The organism is Thalassotalea psychrophila (genome assembly GCF_031583595.1).
Classification (GTDB): domain Bacteria; phylum Pseudomonadota; class Gammaproteobacteria; order Enterobacterales; family Alteromonadaceae; genus Thalassotalea_A; species Thalassotalea_A psychrophila.
In genome coordinates this window covers 1,237,037-1,253,364 of record NZ_CP134145.1, presented here as the reverse complement: position 1 = coordinate 1,253,364, position 16,328 = coordinate 1,237,037, and the positions used below count along the sequence as shown (strand labels likewise).

Genomic DNA, 16,328 nt, shown 5'->3' with positions numbered 1-16,328 from the left:
TTTTGCCCCACGCAGTGGCAAGTATAAAAATACGCAGCAGATTTATTTAGACGTTAATATCTACCATTAAATCGTCGGAAATACTTTCTAAAGCATCCACTAAATTATCTACTTTATCTTCTCCGTTAATGGCAATAATTGCTGATGCTTTAAAGATCGGGTGGCCAAAATCTGGTGCACTTCCTTGGCTACTTACCAACTTGACTAGGTTGCCATGCTGTTTATGAATTACTGCAGAGATTTCACCAACAATACCTTGCCTATCATTTGCAGTAAGCTCGAGTGAAATTGTATTTTCGTTATATTGAGACGGTTGAGTTACCTCTACATTCACCTTTAAACCTTCAACCTTTTGAACATCACACGCCAAATTTTCAGCATTTTCTTCACTTACGAGTACTTCAATAATGCCGCAAAAGAAACCTGATAAATGACGTAAACTACTGGTTTGCCAGTTTCCATTATACTGTTTAACAATAGAAGCTATGTTATCTACGATGCCAGGGCGATCTTTACCTAAAAAAGAAATTACAACATGTCTCATAAATCATCCCCTTAAGAACAAATAAATTGTGAAAAAACTAATACTTTTTAATGAATTCAATTAATTAATAACAGAGCCTATTTATTTACGCAAAGAATTTTATATATTTTTTATATAAGGTTGCTATAAGCACTGTTATTTTTTAGTCTTAGTTTATAAATACAGCTTAATAAAGTTAATTAAGCAAGTTAAAAACAAAGATAACAAAGAGAATAAGATGAAACTTAACAAAATAGCGGCAACATTATTATTAGGTTGCGGTTTAACTGCAGGTTTATTGTCAGGCTGCTCAGATAACAACAATAACAATTCAACAGAACATGTATTGTTAGCTGATGCTCAATCTAGACTAAATATTTATAAAGAAGTTACCTTAGATGCCGATTTAAGTCACTTAAGCAGTAACCAAAAACAGGTTATTTCGTTATTAATTGATGCTTCAAAAATTATCGACAATCTATTTTGGCAACAAGCATTTGGCGATAATAAAAAAGAATTTCTAGCTGGTATTAAAGATCCTGCCACCCGTCGTTTTATAGAAATTAACTATGGCCCATGGGATAGATTAAATGGTGATAAACCACTGTTAACTAACATTAATAAAAAGTCTTTAGGCGCCCAGTTTTACCCTGATGATATGACTAAAGAAGAGTTTGAACAATCAGACTTTAAAGGCAATAAATCTTTATATTCAGTGGTAAAACGAAACGAGAAAGGTCAATTGTTTTCTATTCCGTACTCTGAAGCCTTTAGTAAACAACTAGAGCGTGCGGCAGCAATCTTAGAAAAAGCAGCAAGTTTTGCCGATGATAAAGAATTTGCTAATTACTTAACCATGCGAGCTGAAGCATTTAGAACAGATGAATATCAAGCGTCAGATTTTGCTTGGATGGATATGAAGAATAATCCTATTGATGTAGTAATTGGGCCTATCGAAACATATGAAGATTTACTTTATGGTTATCGAGCAGGTTTCGAATCATATGTATTGATTAAAGATTTAAGCTGGAGTGAACGCTTAGCGAAATATGCAGCCTTTTTACCTGAATTACAAAAAGGCCTACCAGTAAGCAAAAAATATAAAGCGGAAGTTCCTGGTTCAGATGCAGATTTAAATGCTTATGACGTAGTTTATTATGCAGGACATTCAAATGCTGGTTCTAAAACTATTGCCATTAACTTGCCAAATGATGAACAAGTACAACTTGAAAAAGGTACTCGTCGCTTACAACTTAAAAATGCCATGCGTGCTAAGTTCGACGCTATTATGCTACCGATTGCAGATCAGTTAGTGAGTGAGGAAGACAGAAAACATGTAACCTTTACTGCTTTTTTTGCCAACACTATGTTTCATGAAGTCGCGCATGGCTTAGGCATTAAAAACACCATTAACAATAAAGGTACTGTACGCCAGGCTCTGAAAGAACATTCTTCGGCATTAGAAGAAGGTAAAGCCGATATTCTTGGCTTGTACATGATTCGCCAATTGTTAGCGAAAGGCGCAATAAGTGAAGGTGAATTAAAAGATTACTACACCACATTTATGGCCGGCATTTTCCGTTCAGTTCGCTTTGGCGCATCAAGTGCTCATGGTAAAGCCAATATGGTGCGCTTTAATTACTTTAGTGATAACGGTGCATTTGCCAAAGATGACATGGGTTTCTACAAAGTTGATATGGATAAAATGACACAAGCCATAGATTCATTGTCTGAATTAATTTTAAACCTACAAGGCAATGGCGATTATGATGGTGTTGGTAAATTAGTTGCTGACATGGGAATTATTAGAGAAGATTTAGCTGCCGATCTAGCCAAACTTGAAGCGGCGAGTATTCCTGTAGATATTGTCTTTAAGCAAGGCAAGATGGTTTTAGATCTTTAAATTAGTTGAAAATTTTCAACAAAAAAAACAGCGCTAATGGAGCGCTGTTTTTATTTTTTTAAACCTTAATTAATAATTAAGGTTTTGGAACAGGAAAATCCACAGTAACAGTTTGTCCAGTTAGTACTTCCACTACTGTTAATTGTGTATCTGGATTAGGGATCATCAAATCATTAAATATTTCTGATTCATCTTCCCAAGCAGGATCTAAATTTACATCCCCAACATTACATGCAAAGGCAATTCGATAAAAAGAATCTTCAGGAACGCCGCCGCCAAAAGTATCTCCGTTCGGAATAAAGCCAATTTCATAACTCAGCTCACCCTCTTCATCTTTCATAACCATTGTACTTGTAAATGGCTCTTCAGCTTCAGGAGGTGCAGCATTATCAACAAAGTCAGGATCAAAATTATCAGCTAAAAATGAATTTTCAATCGCAGATTTTTCACCTTTATATAAATAGACAGTATGAATATCACCTTCGCAACCTAACATCGCTTCATCTAAAAGGTTTACGACACCTGAGATAGTACCATTACTTGCACTATTGATAATTCTTACTCCATGAGGTTTGATAATAAAACCATTTTTAGCAGGATCATTACCTCTTAAAACTAAAGATTTAGTTAGATCAAATTCAATAGTAAACCCTGGTGTATCCTCAGTTTGAGTTGCTCCTAAGACAACGTCAAATCCCCCTAATCTTAGCCTAGAGCTAGGTACCTTTATATCGTACTTAACTTTATCCTCATCAGGAAAATCATCAGCATATTCGTCTAGTACAACATAAGAGCCAGAATCAATAACAGTTAGTTCCATAGTGCTAGTTCCAACTGCTAACTCTATACCCGCTGATTCATTAACAATAGTTACCTGATCATCACCTTGGTAATCTAACAAGTTAATTTTAATGGTATCAACTTGGGAGTCTGACTCTGCATCATAAAACATATCAATTTCATCTACATCACCATCACTTGAAGTTATGGTAATTTTATCAATTTCAATATTAACTTCTTCAGCATCATCAACAAAAGCATCGGATACCCCAAGCGAAAATGGAACTGATACAGTTGGTTCATTGCTAGAATCACCACCACAACTGTAGAGGCCTACACCTACAGACAACATGAGAGCAGCGTAACTAATTTTGTTATTAAACATAAGTCACCTACTTAATTAAGAAAGTACATATATTTTAGTTGATAATTAAAAACTTTCTTCAGCAGAACCTAATAAAAGCAACAAAAAAGCCCTAAGCAATTGTTTACTTAGGGCTTTATTATATTAAAATTTTGTTTATTTAAGGACGATAAACTTTTACGTTATTAAAGCCATTATCGTGTAGGTATAAAGCTTGCAGCTTACTCATTACGCCTCGGTCACAATATAACAGATAGGTTTTATCTTTTGGCAAGTCACCAAATTGAGTAGCTAATTTGTAAAATGGAATGTGTTTAACATCAATTCCATCAAAATCTAGTGGGTTAGCGTCTTCTTCTTCAGGGCTACGAATATCAACAATCACATTGTCATGACCAGCACTATCAACGGTTTCAATTTGTGAAACAGTATTCACTTCTGCTTCTGTCTCGGTAGCGATATCACGAATATCCTGCATACGAGTATCAGCAACAACTTGATCAAGTATGCTCATATCAAAGTTAGCTTCTTCAGCTTCAATTTTTGACAGAATAGCTTTAACTGTTGGCTTTTGTGAAATCACGCCACAATATTCAGGTATAGTTTTAGCAAAATCTTCAGTGCCAATTTTGCGCGCTATATCGATAATATCTTGCTTATCATAGGCTGCTAATGGACGAAGGATCAAAGTTTCGGTAACTCTGTCGATAACATTTAAGTTGGTTAATGTTTGACTAGAAACCTGACCTAATGCTTCACCAGTAATTAACGCTTGAATACCAGTTTTTTCAGCAATTTGTGCTGCTGCTCGCATCATCATACGTTTTAAGATAACGCCCATTTGACCGTTTTCAACTTTTTCAAGGATCTCAGCAACGACAGGTTCAAAATCTACGGCAAAAAATTTAACTTTATGTGAAGAGCCAAATTTATTCCATAAGTAATAGCTAACTTGTTTAACGCCAACTTCGTGCGCAGAGCCGCCTAAATTAAAGAAACAATAATGCGTTCTAGTGCCTTTTTTAATCATTTGATAACTGGCAACACCCGAGTCAAAACCACCTGACATTAAAGATAATACGTCTTCTTGAGTAGCAATTGGAAAACCGCCAAGGCCGTCATGACGATTGGTTACTATTAATAATTTATCGTTTTTAACTTCAATGCGAACAGTTACGTCTGGTTTTTTAAGTTGCACACGAGCTGACTCAACATTTTGATTTAAGCCACCACCAACATATTGTTCTAATTCTAATGATGAGAAATCATGTTCACCTAAACGTTTAGCCCGTACACAAAAACTTTTGTTTTCAATATTTTTGCCATGAACGGCTAGAGTTTTTTCAAAAATATCGTGCTTGTCGGTAAATTCAAATTGCTGAACTTCTAAAAAGTGAGCAATTCCAGGGATACATTGTAATGCTTCAATTAACTGCAAACGGTTTTCAGGCGAAATATTTTTACTGGTAACTTCGATATTGTCCCAGTTCAATTGAGTACGTACGTCTTCATCTAAACGGCGCAATACATTTTTAATGCTGCCATTTAACAGTTTAGTAAAACGCTTACGTACAGGGCGCGACTTCATGGCAATTTCTGCCTGCAATTTAATGATAAATTTCATTATAAAAACCAATTAATTAAAAACGGGCGCATTATACACCAACAAATGTATGAAGTAATGCAATTTGCGGGGTTTAAGTTTATACCAATTAAGTAAAATACAAGGTAAAATAACTGTAATAATTAAATTTGCTTTATCTTTGCTGTTAAACAATCAAAGATGTCAACGTTACTGAAGGTAGTCGAGCGTGAAAAAACCTGAAAATCAAAGCTTTGAAGAGTCTATGAATGAGCTTGAAACTATTGTCGATGATCTTGAGCAAGGTGATTTATCTTTAGAAGATTCGATGAAGTTATTTGAACGAGGCTTATCTTTAAGCCAAGCTAGCCAAAGCAAATTAAGTAAAGCAGAACAAAAAATTCAAATTTTGTTAAACAATAATGGTGAAGAGCAATTGCAACCATTTACGGATAACGAGAGTCAAGATTAGTGTCCCAGTTAGATAATTTATCATTATTCCAAAATCGTATAGATAACTTTTTGAAGCAAAAACTTGCTGAGATCAGTATTAATGATCAACGCCTGTTTGATGCCATGAATTATGGTTTACTCATAGGTGGTAAACGCATGCGTCCATACTTAGCCTATGTTACAGCAGAAATGTTAGATTTAGATTTAGAAGACATTGATCCTATTGCTGCCGCCTTAGAGTGTATCCATGCTTATTCATTATTGCATGATGATTTACCCGCAATGGATGATGATGATTTACGCCGTGGTCAACCAACGTGTCATGTTAAATTTGACGAGGCTACCGCGATACTTGCTGGTGATAGTTTGCAAACTTTAGCGTTTGAAATTATTTCAAATCATCAATTTAAAAATATTAGTGCTGCCACTCATATTAAACTGATTCAAATGTTAAGTTCAGCTGCAGGGTATCAAGGCATGTGTGGCGGCCAAGCAATGGATTTAGCTGCTACAGATAAAAAAGTAGCTCTTGAACATTTACAAACCATTCATCGTTTAAAAACAGGGGCTTTATTACAAGCTGCCATTTTAATGCCTGCGCGTTGTCGTGAAGACTTACCTGAACAAACCTTTATAGGCTTACAACAATTTGCACAGCAAATTGGTTTGGCATATCAAGTACATGACGATATTATTGATATTACCAGTAATGAAGAAACTCTTGGTAAACCGGCAGGCTCTGACTTAGATGCCAATAAATCGACTTATCCTGCGTTGTTAGGCTTAGAAGGTGCAATAGAAAAAGAACAACAGTTATTTCAACAAGCACTTTCAGCTTTAGAAGCTTTGCCCTACAATACACGCAACTTATCTAATTTTTCTACGTTTATTATTAAACGTGCACATTAAGAAATACTAATTTTATATGACTACAGACTTGTCTCATTACCCATTACTAGCGCAAATTGATAAGCCAGAGCAGTTGCGTGACTTTTCTCAGGAAAAGCTTCAACAAATTAGTGATGAATTACGTAGCTACTTGCTAAATTCAGTAAGTAAAAGTAGTGGTCATTTTGCCTCAGGCCTAGGCGCAATAGAATTAACCGTTGCCCTACATTATGTATATAACACGCCGTTTGATAATTTAATTTGGGATGTTGGCCATCAGGCCTATCCACACAAAATTTTGACCGGTCGTCGTGATCAACTGCATTCTATTCGCCAAAAAGATGGGTTACACCCATTCCCTTGGCGCGAAGAAAGTGAATATGATGTATTAAGTGTCGGTCATTCTAGTACCTCTATTTCTGCAGCGTTAGGCATGGCTGTTGCAGCTGAGAAAGAAAACAAAAATCGTAAAACGGTTGCCGTAATTGGCGATGGTGCGATGACTGCTGGCATGGCATTTGAAGCATTAAATCATGGCGGTGATATACACAAAGACATGCTTATTGTGTTGAACGATAATGAAATGAGTATTTCAGAAAACGTTGGCGCATTGAATAACCATTTAGCTAAGTTATTATCAGGTAGCCTTTATACTGGCCTTAGAGAAAGCTCAAAGCGTATCTTAGGTTCGATTCCACCAATTAAAGAATTAGCCTCAAAAGCTGAAGAGCATTTAAAAGGTATGGTTGTACCTTCAACATTTTTTGAAGAGCTTGGTTTTAATTACATTGGACCAATCGATGGTCACGATGTAAATGGCATGGTTGATACCATTCGTAATATGAAAGGCTTGAAAGGCCCACAAATATTGCATGTAATCACCACCAAAGGGAAAGGTTACGAGCAAGCAGAACAAGACCCGATCAAGTATCACGCGGTACCTAAATTTGATCCTGAGAGTGAAAGTTTGCCTAAAAGCGCTCCAAGTCTACCTAGTTATTCAAAAATATTCGGTGATTGGTTATGTGAAACTGCAGAAGTTGATAACAAGCTTGTTGCTGTTACTCCTGCCATGCGCGAAGGCTCTGGTATGGTTGAATTCAGCCAACGCTTTCCTGATAAGTATTTTGATGTTGCCATTGCCGAACAGCATGCGGTCACCTTTGCTGCAGGTTTAGCAATTGGCGGAAACAATCCTGTTGTTGCCATATATTCAAGCTTTTTACAACGCGCTTATGATCAACTGATCCACGATGTGGCAATTCAAAACTTACCGGTTTTATTTGCAATTGACCGTGCAGGTATTGTTGGCGCAGATGGAGCAACTCATCAAGGAGCGTTCGATTTATCGTTTATGCGCTGTATACCAAACCTTGTAATTATGTGTCCAGCTAACGAAGCTGAGTGTCGATTAATGCTTAGTACCGGCCATAGGTATAACGGCCCAGCTGCGGTTAGATATCCTCGTGGCACTGCCATTGGTGTTGAATTACCCGATATAAATGAAACAATCGAAATTGGTAAAGGTTTAGTATTACGAGAAGGTAAAAATCTAGCTATTTTATCATTTGGTACCATGTTAGCTGCGGCACAAAAAACAGCAGATGAACTTGATGCTACTTTAGTTGATATGCGTTTCGTTAAGCCACTAGATCAAGCATTAATATCAAAATTGGCAAGTACTCACAGTCATTTTATTACTGTCGAAGATAACGCTATTGCAGGTGGCGCTGGCTCTGCAGTGAATGAATATGTTCTAGCTAATCAATTAGGCACTAAATTGCTAAATATTGGTATACCTGATGAGTTTATTAAACATGGTACACAAGATGAGATACATAGTGAGCTTGAATTAGACGCACAAGGCATATTAGCTAAAGCTAAAGGTTTTATCGCGTCATAGAAAAAGGGCGAGTTAAACCAAGGAATTTCACATAAAAAAAAGCGCGTTACATCAAATTACGCGCTTATAGAGTCAAAAGCAGTCCAGGGAAAAATTGCTTTCAATAGGTAAGACGATGTTTATTTGATTAAGTTCAAAATAAATTTGTTTTATTTTAATTGTCTTGAACTACACTTTTTAGCCCCACTATCAATACTCTTTAACGTCCGAATAAATTCGGACCAACCGCAGTTAACATCGTTCAAAAATCAAACAATGGTTGGCGTAAAATTTAAATCATGGATGATTTAACTTAGAATTACCATGGATGGTATAAATTCTGTATTCGCGCGTTATAGATAAAAAAACAAAAAAAAACGCATAAAAATATGCGTTTAAAATGTCATTCATAAGGAAATAAAATGTCTTACCTTTTGTATGAGTAGTACTTTGCTATTTAGTTCAAAAATATTTATATATTTTTGAAAATAATTTATTTTTCAAAGTATTCCGCTAAAAACTCATCAAAACTTTTGGTGTCTGCAGTCTCAATATTTTGCTGTTTTACTAATGATTTTTTTGCTAACTCAATAAACAAATCTTCATTGAACACTTGGTAATCATATTCTTTTGCTTCTTTATTATATTGTTTCACATAATCCATTGACCAAGTAACAATACCCTTACCGGTAGTTAATAACTCATCAATGATTCGAGCCGATGGAGTTAAAGTTGGATCATTAATTTTATTTAGTTCGGCTTCAACAACCGTACTATATTGAGTAGTCTCGTAGGCTTTATCATATAAATCTGCAATTAATTTCATCTCAGCAAAAATTTCATTACCCCACTGCGGTATCGTTTTTTCTTGTCCAGCATCAATTAACGTTAGCTGCGGCTTACGGCCCTCTAAAATAACGAGGTTTGTATTATCAGTGAATACCTGCTTTTGCTCAGGCGAAACTGTTGGACTATCTTTGAGCATACAAAGGGTAATAAATACATCTAAGAAATACATTTGCTCTTTACTAATACCGGTGCTTACAAACGGATTAATATCCATTGCACGAACTTCTATGTATTCAACTCCACCTTCTTTTAGTGCATCTGAAGGTTTTTGTCCCGATTTAGCAACTCGTTTAGGTCTAATAGGCGCGTAAAGTTCATTTTCAATTTGTAAAATATTGCTATTTAATTGTTGATATTCACCATCAACTTTCACGCCAATTTTAGCAAACTCTGCAGAAGGTAAATTAATCGCTTTTTGAACACCTTCAACATAGTCGTCGATATGGTTATTACAAATATGAAGCTCTGACTGAGATGAATTTGTATAGCCTAAGTCGCTCATTCTAAGTGACGTAGCGTGTTCTAGATACAAACAGCCTGCGGGTGCTTTTTTAAACGGTAAACTTTGCGGTTTGCCTTGTAAAAATGACGGGCATAACGCCGGTGAACTACCGAATAAATAAGGAATTAACCATCCATAGCGTTTATAGTTTCTGATTAATGAAAAATAACGATCTGAAATGAAGTCCTGTTTTTGTTGAGTATCACCGGTTATTGTTTGCAGGCTTTCAAAAAATTCAGATGAAAATGAAAAATTAAAATGTATGCCGGCTATAACCTGCATCATACTGCCGTAACGATTCTTTAGACCCTGTCGATAAATTGTTTTCATTTTTCCAATATTTGACGAGCCGTATTGTGCAAGCATTACTTCGTCTTGTTCAACGACTGCACATGGCATACTCATAGGCCAAAAATTATCGCCTTCTATGTTGTCTAAAGTAAATTTTTGAATATCTTTTAATTGATTCAACGTTTCATCAATTGAAGGTGATACTGGGGTAATAAACTCTAATAAGCTTTCAGAATAATCAGTTGTGATGTATTCATGAGTTAGCGCCGAGCCTAATGCCTTATTATGTCCTTGGCTTGATAATTTACCATTAGGCCTTATTCTTAGCGTTTCACGTTCGATACCACGCTGTGCGCCGGCGATTGCAGATAAATGCTTTTCTGAAAAAGCTTTAGTTAAATCTAAAATAGAGAAAGTCAAAGTCACCCCTGAAAACAAATTGATTTTATTATGAATTGCATAGTAAATGCATCAATTTGCTTATTATAGTCATTAAGTAATAAATGTGGGGTAAGTATATTATTTTTCAATACCTTCCAAGCCTTTTTTCTGCTTAATCAGACAAATAGCTTATAACAAATAACCATTATTTATTACCGGTTTACATAAGGCTAACGTCTATAGCACAATATTTAAACAAGAGTTTTTAAATGTAACTAACGGCATGTAATCTTAAACATTTCTTTGAACAAGTTAAGTTTGCCATGTACAGTGAGTACTGTTTAATTTTTTAAGTACCTAGGTTTATGCAAGATTCAGCTTTTACTTTACTCCCCCCCGCTTTAGCTATTGTTATTGCTATTTGGCGAAAAAATGCCATTTTAGCGTTAATTAGTGGCCTGTTTTTATGTTTTCTCTTATTAGACAGCTGGAACCCGTTAACTGCAGGTATTGATACGCTCGCTGAAATTGGCAATGTATTTAGTTCTACCGGCAACGCTCAAATTATTGCTTTTAGTTTATTAATTGGCGCCTTAGTTGAATTAATGAACCGCTCAGGTGCAGTGCAGGGTTTTATTGATAATTTGGCGAACCTAAGCTTGGTAAAAACTAAACGACAAGCAACCTTATTACCAACCATAGTAGGTACTACGATATTCACCGATACAAATTTAAGTATGTTTTCTGGTGGTATGGCGTCGCAAAAACTTTTTGACCAACATGGTATTAGCCGAGCCAAATTAGCCTACCTTCTTGATTCAACTTGTTCGCCAATTAGTGTGTTATTTCTAATTAATGGCTGGGGTGCATACTTATTGGGTTTGTTAGATGGCTATAACTTGGAAGATCCAATAAGCGTATTACTTGGTACGTTAACCTATAACTTCTATGCGATTATTGCCGTGCTTCTTGCTTATTATACAGCGTACAGCGGCAAAGTTTATGGACCAATGGCAAAATGTGAAAGCCTAGCTGAAGCACCAACTGATACTCAATACATTAAACCGGCAAAAGCTCGAGTAATGTGGATACCAATGATCAGTCTATTGGTATTAACATTAGTGTTATTATGGATAACTGGAGATGGCGATATTCGTCGTGGCTCAGGTTCATTTTCAGTATTTGTCGCCATAGTTTCAGCATTGGCATTATTAATAGTAATGATCTTTGCTTATAAATTGTTAACCGTAAAAGAGCTTGCTAACGGTTTTACTACAGGCATAAAAAATATGCTACCCGCCGTTATCATTTTAGTCTTGTCTTTTGCCTTTGGCGATGCGATTAAAGCACTTGGAACGGGTACTTATGTGAGTAGTTTAATAACTGCTGACTTTCCTCTCATTTTGATTGCACCACTCATATTCTTAGCTGCTGGTATTATGGCATTTTCAACAGGAACCTCTTGGGGAACATTTGCCTTGTTAATACCAATTGCTGTTCCTATCGCTTTAGATACAGGTTTACCAGTGCCATTTTTAGTCGCTGCGGTATTAAGTGGCGGCGTATTTGGCGACCATGCATCACCAATTTCAGATTCTACCGTTGTCGCGTCAATTGCTAGTGGCTGTGATCATTTTGAGCATGTAAAAACTCAACTACCATATTCATTGTTTGCTGCAACATTAACTATTATCGGTTTCTTGATAGTTGGTGCTTCTGTTTAGCTATGAGCACCCGACCTTATGCAATTGTTTTTGAAAATGACGACTTTGTTGTCGTCAACAAAGCACAAAACTTCAATTTTCATGATGAAGACGACCTAGGAAGCGGCCTGTTTAATGTTGTTAAACAGGCACAAAACTATAAAGAGCTATATCCAGTTCATCGTCTTGATAAAATGACTTCTGGCATAGTGTTATTTGCAAAAAACAAATTAACCGCGACAGAACTAGGTAAGTTATTTGAACAACATAAAATTCAAAAATTTTATCTAGCAATCAGTAAAGACAAGCCTAAGAAGAAACAAGGTTGGATAAAAGGTGATATGGAAAAAAGCAGGCGTAGCAGTTGGCGTTTAGCAAGAACCATGATCAATCCAGCGTTAACTCAATTTTTTTCTTATGCGTTATTACCAAAAGTTAGATTGTATATCGTGCGGCCATTAAGCGGCAAAACTCATCAAATAAGAGTGGCGTTAAATAGTATTGGCAGCAGCATAGCCGGCGATCCCATTTATAATCCCAGTGACCGTTCTGATCGGGGTTACTTACATGCTTATGCGTTAAAGTTTGAATTGTATGCTGAACAGTTTGAATTTACGCAGTTGCCTACTACAGGTGTTTTATTTCAAACTGAAGAATTTAAAAATAAGCTAGAAGAGATAGGCCAACCTTGGTTATTAAGCTGGCCTAAATAGATGTAGCATAATACTTTGCTTAGAAAGCTAAGCGTACACCTACGCCAGCCATTTCTGACTCTATTTCATTATCAAAGACTAAATATTCTGCATAAATGTCTACGGTATCAAGAATATCAATCGACATTCCTAAACCACCAAAAGCTTCTTCGCCGTCATCGCTATATTTATCTCCATTAATCACGGTTTCACCTTCAACCATAGCAATACCAACTTTTCCATAGAGTTCAATAAAAGGGCCTACAGGGAGGTAAGCAACACCAGCAATTGTGTATGCTTCTGCTTCAGACTTATAATCATCACCGTTGGCAGTTCCTTTAAAGCTGCCTAAATCATAATAACCTCCTTCAACAGAAAACATGAAAATATTGCTATCAACTATGTTATATCCTAAAAAGAAAGCTGATACTTCTTCGTCATCGTTTGCTGGTACCCCTTCCGTTTCAGATTTATAAGCGCCGGCGCCAATATAAATATTCGCTAAAGATGGTGCTGATAACGTTAAGAGTGAAAGTGCTGTTATTGGTGCAATGAGATTTTTTTTAATTAGATTTTTCAACATTTATGGTCCGTAAGATTTTTATTTCCCTTTCAGTATGAGTTTTAGCATTACAATAAATAAGACCAATAACGTAATGAATCGCAACCGTTTGTAACTATTGGTTATTAGTTAACCTCTTTTTTTATTTTATTCATCCAACAATATTTTATTGTGTGAAATTATCGATTCTGTCATCATTACAGTGAGATAACGTTTTAGTTTTTAAAGTAAAGTTATGAATATAAATGAGCGACAATTTCAATATTTGCAGACTATGGGCGTAAGCCTATGGCAAAGTCGTCCTCAATTCTTTCAAAATAACTTGCCATCATCAGATGTAGAACAAAGTGCGACTGAACCTGAAGTTGTCACTACCAAGACTGTGAAAACAATTGAAGAAGATGTTCAACAAGAAAGTGCAATAATGCATAGCTTCGACAACATTGAACAATTTTTTTCTCAGCCTTTGAGCATCGATATATTAATCGCTTTAAACTGTGATAAATCTAACGTTTTATTGACTACAGCAGGTGTACAACTTGATACCTTGTTATGGCAATTTAGCAGTGATGACAAATGCAGTTACAAAGAACAAACATTAACGACTCCAAACCTAATTAACTTATCGAAAAGCAATCAGCTTAAATCAGCACTTTGGGCTTGTCTTTGCAGTCATATCAATAACTGTAATAATTAAATTCATAACAGAGCAACCAATCCAGTATGACCAAGCCAACAATTAACAACTTCAATAACAGTGATGTTGAAATTATTTATGCCATTGAAACTGCAAGTAACCCATTTCCATGGACTAAAAAAACGCTGCTTAGTTGTATTGGCGGTAGATACAAAACCAGACAATTAACTGTTGATAATATTGTGGTCGGCTTTTACGTCGGTGACTTAGTTATCGATGAATTTACGCTAATGGAAATTTGCGTACACCCCGACTTTCAAGGTAAAGGCTACGGCCAACTTCTGCTGACTGACTTTCTAGGTAAGGCAAAAGAAAATCAAGTCGTTAAGTGTCATTTAGAAGTGCGTTCAAAAAATATTGCCGCGCAAATGCTTTATATGAAAAATGGCTTTATCCAAGTGCATCGACGTACAGGATACTACCCTGCCGCAATTGGTTATGAAGATGCGTTGGTAATGAGTTTATCACTTTAAATTTCCTGCCTTGTTCAAAGAATAACTGCAAATAGCAATGTTCATTTTTTATTTTCTGCCTTAATTACAATTTTTCCTATTAAATCATTCATAATTACTGCTTAAGCGCTTCTATTTCTGTATAATAACGCGCTTTTATGCCTGTATACTTTTCAAGCACAGGTACAATAGATATTTATTAAGTAGCGAGTAATTGTAAAACATGACAATTCAACAGCAGGAAGTTAGCAAACGTAGAACTTTCGCCATCATCAGTCACCCCGATGCGGGTAAGACAACCATTACTGAAAAAGTATTACTTTTTGGTCAAGCTTTACAAAAAGCAGGCACCGTTAAAGGTAAAAAGTCTGGCCAACATGCCAAGTCAGACTGGATGGAAATGGAAAAAGACCGTGGTATCTCAATTACTACCTCGGTGATGCAGTTTCCTTATCAAGATTGCTTAGTAAACTTATTAGATACTCCTGGTCATGAAGATTTCTCAGAAGATACATATCGTACACTTACCGCAGTTGATTCTTGTTTGATGGTAATCGACACCGCCAAAGGTGTAGAGGATCGTACCGTTAAATTAATGGAAGTAACCCGATTGCGTGATACCCCAATCATTACTTTTATGAATAAAATGGATCGAGATGTACGTGATCCAGTTGAAGTAATGGATGAAGTTGAAGAAGTTCTAAAGATTAAATGTGCTCCTATTACTTGGCCAATTGGCATGGGTAAAGAGTTTAAAGGTGTATATAACCTTTTAACCAATGAAGCCATCTTATACAAAACTGGCCAAGGTCATACAATTCAAGACAAGGTAGTTATTAAGGGCTTAGATAACCCTGAACTTGACGTTGCCGTTGGTGCGTTTGCTGATGATTTACGTGAAGAATTAGAATTAGTATTAGGCGCTTGTCATGAGTTTAACCTTGAAGAGTTCTTAGCCGGTGAGTTAACGCCAGTATACTTTGGTACTGCATTAGGTAACTTTGGTGTAGACCACATGTTAGATGGCTTAACAGAGTGGGCTCCTACGCCACAACCTCGTGTAACAGATAAGCGTGAAGTTAATGCTGAAGAAGAAAAATTCTCAGGCTTTGTATTTAAAATTCAAGCCAACATGGATCCAAAGCATCGAGATCGCATTGCATTTATGCGTATTTGTTCAGGTAGCTATACCAAAGGTATGAAAATGCGCCAGGTGCGTATTGGTAAAGACGTTAAAATTGCTGATGCGGTAACGTTCATGGCAGGCGATCGTACTAACGTTGATGAAGCGTTTGCCGGTGACATTATTGGTTTGCATAACCATGGTTCAATTCAAATTGGTGATACCTTTACCGCTGGTGAAGAAATGAAGTTTAGCGGTATTCCAAACTTCGCCCCTGAAATGTTCCGTCGTATTCGTTTGCGCGATCCGTTGAAAGCGAAACAATTACAAAAAGGCTTAATCCAGCTTTCAGAAGAAGGTGCAGTGCAAGTATTCAGACCTATGAGTAACAACGATATGATTGTTGGCGCCGTAGGTGTATTGCAGTTTGAAGTTGTTGTTCATCGCCTTAAAAATGAATACAACGTAGACGCATTATACGAGCCAATAGCAGTAGCAACTGCCCGTTGGGTAAGTTGTGACGATGTTAAAGTAATGGCAACATTTGAGAAAAAAGCATACGATTATTTAGCCTTAGATGGTGGCGACAATTTAACTTATATAGCCCCAACTATGGTTAATTTAAACTTAAATCAGGAACGTTACCCTGAAGTAAGTTTCCATAAAACCCGTGAACATTAATTAAAGATTTAGACAGAAGA

14 protein-coding genes are annotated in these 16,328 nt (G+C 36.3%); 9 read left to right on the top strand and 5 right to left on the bottom strand.

What is annotated here, in order from left to right:
• Positions 1-46: 46 nt before the first annotated feature.
• Positions 47-544, bottom strand: coding sequence for a glycine cleavage system protein R (locus RGQ13_RS05355; RefSeq protein WP_348392533.1), 498 nt, complete (start codon positions 542-544; stop codon positions 47-49).
• Between the two features lie 217 nt (positions 545-761).
• Here RGQ13_RS05355 and RGQ13_RS05350 point away from each other — a divergent pair, with 217 nt between their 5' ends.
• The gene (locus RGQ13_RS05350; protein WP_348392532.1) at positions 762-2,426 is read left to right on the top strand and encodes a dipeptidyl-peptidase 3 family protein; all 1,665 of its coding nucleotides are present in this window, start codon (positions 762-764) and stop codon (positions 2,424-2,426) included.
• Positions 2,427-2,502: 76 nt separating this feature from the next.
• Here the strand turns inward: RGQ13_RS05350 and RGQ13_RS05345 are convergent, their stop codons facing one another.
• Together RGQ13_RS05345 and thiI are read right to left on the bottom strand one after the other, a co-directional pair.
• Entirely contained in the window at positions 2,503-3,591 is a 1,089-nt protein-coding gene (locus RGQ13_RS05345; RefSeq protein ID WP_348392531.1) for a DUF4382 domain-containing protein, read from the bottom strand.
• Positions 3,592-3,730: 139 nt separating this feature from the next.
• Positions 3,731-5,194: a tRNA uracil 4-sulfurtransferase ThiI gene (gene thiI, locus RGQ13_RS05340; protein WP_348392530.1), complete on the bottom strand. Its 1,464-nt coding sequence runs from the start codon at positions 5,192-5,194 to the stop codon at positions 3,731-3,733.
• Positions 5,195-5,381: 187 nt separating this feature from the next.
• On the opposite strand from thiI, the gene RGQ13_RS05335 reads away from it, so the two are divergent.
• From RGQ13_RS05335 to dxs, 3 genes are read left to right on the top strand one after another with little or no spacing between them, the layout of a single operon-like run.
• Complete coding sequence (locus RGQ13_RS05335) at positions 5,382-5,624, top strand: exodeoxyribonuclease VII small subunit (protein WP_348392529.1); 243 nt, start codon at positions 5,382-5,384, stop codon at positions 5,622-5,624.
• Positions 5,624-6,514 (top strand): (2E,6E)-farnesyl diphosphate synthase, encoded by an 891-nt coding sequence (gene ispA, locus RGQ13_RS05330; RefSeq protein ID WP_348392528.1) that lies wholly within the window; start codon positions 5,624-5,626, stop codon positions 6,512-6,514. Before RGQ13_RS05335 ends, ispA begins: the two co-directional genes overlap by 1 nt.
• Before the next feature lie 16 nt (positions 6,515-6,530).
• Positions 6,531-8,396: a 1-deoxy-D-xylulose-5-phosphate synthase gene (gene dxs, locus RGQ13_RS05325; RefSeq protein ID WP_348392527.1), complete on the top strand. Its 1,866-nt coding sequence runs from the start codon at positions 6,531-6,533 to the stop codon at positions 8,394-8,396.
• A gap of 472 nt (positions 8,397-8,868) precedes the next feature.
• On the opposite strand, the gene gshA is transcribed toward dxs, so the two are convergent.
• Positions 8,869-10,437 carry a glutamate--cysteine ligase gene (gene gshA / locus RGQ13_RS05320; RefSeq protein ID WP_348392526.1) on the bottom strand — a complete coding sequence of 523 codons (1,569 nt, stop codon included), beginning with the start codon at positions 10,435-10,437 and terminating at the stop codon, positions 8,869-8,871.
• 326 nt (positions 10,438-10,763) lie between these two features.
• Here gshA and RGQ13_RS05315 point away from each other — a divergent pair, with 326 nt between their 5' ends.
• Both RGQ13_RS05315 and RGQ13_RS05310 read left to right on the top strand, forming a co-directional pair.
• Positions 10,764-12,122 (top strand): Na+/H+ antiporter NhaC family protein, encoded by a 1,359-nt coding sequence (locus tag RGQ13_RS05315; protein WP_348392525.1) that lies wholly within the window; start codon positions 10,764-10,766, stop codon positions 12,120-12,122.
• A gap of 2 nt (positions 12,123-12,124) precedes the next feature.
• The gene (locus RGQ13_RS05310; RefSeq protein WP_348392524.1) at positions 12,125-12,814 is read left to right on the top strand and encodes a TIGR01621 family pseudouridine synthase; all 690 of its coding nucleotides are present in this window, start codon (positions 12,125-12,127) and stop codon (positions 12,812-12,814) included.
• Positions 12,815-12,833: 19 nt separating this feature from the next.
• Here the strand turns inward: RGQ13_RS05310 and RGQ13_RS05305 are convergent, their stop codons facing one another.
• On the bottom strand, positions 12,834-13,376 hold the full coding sequence (locus tag RGQ13_RS05305; RefSeq protein ID WP_348392523.1) for an outer membrane beta-barrel protein: 543 nt from the start codon (positions 13,374-13,376) through the stop codon (positions 12,834-12,836).
• A gap of 214 nt (positions 13,377-13,590) precedes the next feature.
• Between RGQ13_RS05305 and RGQ13_RS05300 the strand changes: the two genes are divergently transcribed.
• The 3 genes from RGQ13_RS05300 (at position 13,591) to prfC (ending at position 16,308) form a co-directional block, all read left to right on the top strand.
• On the top strand, positions 13,591-14,052 hold the full coding sequence (locus tag RGQ13_RS05300) for a hypothetical protein (protein ID WP_348392522.1): 462 nt from the start codon (positions 13,591-13,593) through the stop codon (positions 14,050-14,052).
• Positions 14,053-14,078: 26 nt separating this feature from the next.
• Positions 14,079-14,525, top strand: a complete 447-nt coding sequence (rimI, locus tag RGQ13_RS05295; protein ID WP_348392521.1) for a ribosomal protein S18-alanine N-acetyltransferase — start codon at positions 14,079-14,081, stop codon at positions 14,523-14,525.
• 202 nt (positions 14,526-14,727) lie between these two features.
• On the top strand, positions 14,728-16,308 hold the full coding sequence (gene prfC, locus RGQ13_RS05290; RefSeq protein WP_348392520.1) for a peptide chain release factor 3: 1,581 nt from the start codon (positions 14,728-14,730) through the stop codon (positions 16,306-16,308).
• The last annotated feature ends 20 nt before the right edge of the window (positions 16,309-16,328 follow it).

What these genes read in the sequence shown, in the direction of transcription:
- RGQ13_RS05300 (WP_348392522.1), top strand. Translation starts at nt 13,591, where the DNA reads ATGAATATAAATGAGCGACAATTTCAATATTTGCAGACTATGGGCGTA.
- rimI (WP_348392521.1), top strand. Translation starts at nt 14,079, where the DNA reads ATGACCAAGCCAACAATTAACAACTTCAATAACAGTGATGTTGAAATT.
- dxs (WP_348392527.1), top strand. Translation starts at nt 6,531, where the DNA reads ATGACTACAGACTTGTCTCATTACCCATTACTAGCGCAAATTGATAAG.
- RGQ13_RS05355 (WP_348392533.1), bottom strand. Translation starts at nt 544, where the DNA reads ATGAGACATGTTGTAATTTCTTTTTTAGGTAAAGATCGCCCTGGCATC.
- RGQ13_RS05315 (WP_348392525.1), top strand. Translation starts at nt 10,764, where the DNA reads ATGCAAGATTCAGCTTTTACTTTACTCCCCCCCGCTTTAGCTATTGTT.
- RGQ13_RS05350 (WP_348392532.1), top strand. Translation starts at nt 762, where the DNA reads ATGAAACTTAACAAAATAGCGGCAACATTATTATTAGGTTGCGGTTTA.
- RGQ13_RS05310 (WP_348392524.1), top strand. Translation starts at nt 12,125, where the DNA reads ATGAGCACCCGACCTTATGCAATTGTTTTTGAAAATGACGACTTTGTT.
- thiI (WP_348392530.1), bottom strand. Translation starts at nt 5,194, where the DNA reads ATGAAATTTATCATTAAATTGCAGGCAGAAATTGCCATGAAGTCGCGC.
- RGQ13_RS05345 (WP_348392531.1), bottom strand. Translation starts at nt 3,591, where the DNA reads ATGTTTAATAACAAAATTAGTTACGCTGCTCTCATGTTGTCTGTAGGT.
- prfC (WP_348392520.1), top strand. Translation starts at nt 14,728, where the DNA reads ATGACAATTCAACAGCAGGAAGTTAGCAAACGTAGAACTTTCGCCATC.
- RGQ13_RS05305 (WP_348392523.1), bottom strand. Translation starts at nt 13,376, where the DNA reads ATGTTGAAAAATCTAATTAAAAAAAATCTCATTGCACCAATAACAGCA.